At 76.2% G+C, this 2,383-nt stretch carries 1 protein-coding gene; it reads right to left on the minus strand.

Features of this window, described 5'->3' with window-relative positions; genetic code table 11:
• The coding region (locus tag AC5LUJ_RS19965) for a SpnB-like Rossmann fold domain-containing protein (protein WP_493465502.1) at positions 1 to 2,383 on the minus strand (2,383 nt) is incomplete at both ends.

A 2,383-nucleotide genomic window follows, 5' to 3' on the forward strand; every position in this document is an offset into this window, starting at 1 on the left:
CCGGCCGCTGTGCCGGCCGCTGTGGTGTCCGCCGCTGTGGTGTCCGACGTGGTGTCCGGCGCGTCCAGCGCGGTGTCCGTGGTGGACGCTGAGCTGCCCGCGGCCACATCCGTGCCTGGGCCTGCCGTGCCGGCCGGGTCGGCCTCGTCGGCCGGGTCGGCCGCCGGAACCCGGACCAGGCGGGGGACGGTGACGCTGCCCGCGCGGATCGCGAGCTGCGGCTCGCCGCCGGCGTCCGCGACGGCGAGCGCCGCCGGCAACGCCGCGGCCGAGGCGGGATCGTCGTCGACGTCGAGCAGGACGATCCGGCCGGGATGCTCGGCCTGCGCCGAACGCACCAGCCCCCACACGGCGGCGGACGCGACATCGACAGCTTCGTCAACAACTTCACTGCCAACGGCCCCGCTGCCGACAGTTCCGCCGCCGGCGGTCCCGCTGGCGTCCGTCTCCTGAGCGGTTGTCGTGTGCGCGTCGGCTGTGCCCTGGGGGTCGGCTGTGCCCTGGGCGTCGGCGGGGATGCCGTCCACGGCGACCGCGTGCCGGGTGACGATGACGAGCTGGGTGCCGTCGACCCGACGTTCGGCGGTCCACGCCTGCACCTGGGCCAGGACGCCGCGCGCCGTTGCGTGCGCGGCGGCCAGGACGTCACCGCCAGTGCCGCCGGTGCCGCCGTCGCCGGCGCCGGCGCTGTCGTTCGGGCCGCTGCCGTCGACGCCGGTGGCCGGCAGGCCGCTGGCGAAGACCAGGCCGGGGGTGGGCTCGCCGAGGTCGAGGGCGGCGGTGAGGTCGGTGAGGTCGGCGAACGCGCGGGTGTCCGCGCGGACCTGCCGCAGCAGGTCGCGCAGGTGCTCCTCGGTGCCGAGCACGGACCAGGTCCGCCGGTCGGTGGCCGTCGACGTCGGCAGCGGTTTCCAGTCCACCGCGAACAGGGTGTCGTCGTCCGTCGCCCCGCCGGCGGCGGCCCGCGCGGCGTTGATCTGCGCCGAGGACACCAGCCGGCCGGTGAGCGAGGCGATCGACAGCACGAGCGCGCCGGTGCCGTCGGCGGTGTGCAGGGACAGCCGGTCCGGCCCGGTCACCGCCAGCCGCACCCGCAGCGCGGACGCGCCGGCGGAGTGCAGCCGCAGGCCCGACCAGGCGAACGGGAGCTGCACCTGGCCTGGCGGGGCGTCGAGCAGCCCCCGGTGGGCGCTGACGTGCACGGCCGCGTCGAGCAGGGCGGGGTGCAGGCCGAAGTCGCCGGCGTCCGCACGTACCTGCTCGGGCAGCTCGATCTCGGCGAACAGCTCCTCGCCCCGTTCGGACTGCCGCCGCCAGGCGGCGCGCAGCCCGCGGAACGTCGGCCCGTACACCAGCCCCGCGCCGGCCAGGGCTTCGTAGACGCTGTCGACGTACGCGCTGCCGCTGCCGGGACCGCCGTCGCCGTCGCTGTCGTCACCGTCGGTGCTGATGGCCTCGGCGCCCGGAGGCGGCCAGGTCGCCAGGGCCTGCGCGGCGGCCGCCTCGGCCGCCGCCGCGTCCGCGCCGGGGGTGTCGTCGGCGGTCAGGTAGCCGCTGACGTGGCGGGTCCAGCCGTCGGCGCGGGGCTGCTCGCCGTCCGGCCGCGAGTGGACCGCGATCGGCCGGCGTCCCGTCTCGTCCGGTGTGCCGACGACGACCTGTACCTGGACGCCGCGCCGGCCGGGCAGCACCAGCGGCGCCTCGGCGATCAGCTCGTCGACGGTGTCGTACCCGGTGATCTCGCCGGCGTGCAGGGCGAGCTCGATGAACACCGTGCCCGGGACGATCACGGAGCCCAGCACGGCGTGGTCGGCGAGCCAGGGGTGGGTGTGCAGGGAGAGCCGGCCGGTGAGGATGGTCTGGTCGGTGTCGGCGGGGGTGAGGGCGGCGCGCAGGAGCGGGTGCTGGGTGGCTGCGAGGCCCAGGGTCGTGGGGTCGCCGCTGGTGGTGGCGGGGCGCAGCCAGAAGCGCTGGCGCTGGAAGGCGTAGTTGGGCAGGGGGACGGTGTGTGGCAGGGCGATCGCCGCGTCGGGGCCGGTCGTGTCGGGGCCGGTGAAGAGGGCGGGCCAGTCCAGGCGGACGCCATGGGTGTGTGCGGTGGCGAGCGCGGTGAGCAGGGTGGCCGCTTCGGGCCGGTTGCGGCGCAGCAGGGGGACGGCGACGGGGGCGGTGCGGCTGCCGGTGCTGTCGCCGGTGGTTTCGTCGCTGGTGCTGGTGCTGGTGCTGGTGCTGGTGCTGGTGCTGGTGCTGGTGCTGGTGAGGGTTTCGTGGGTGAGGGCGGTCAGGACGGGGTCGGGGCCGAGTTCGAGGTAGGTGGTGGTGCCGTGGTGGTGGAGGGTTTCGGTGGCGTGCTGGTAGTGGACGGTGGCGCGGATGTGGCGGG

Source organism: Protofrankia sp. CiP1_Cm_nod3, assembly GCF_982290655.1.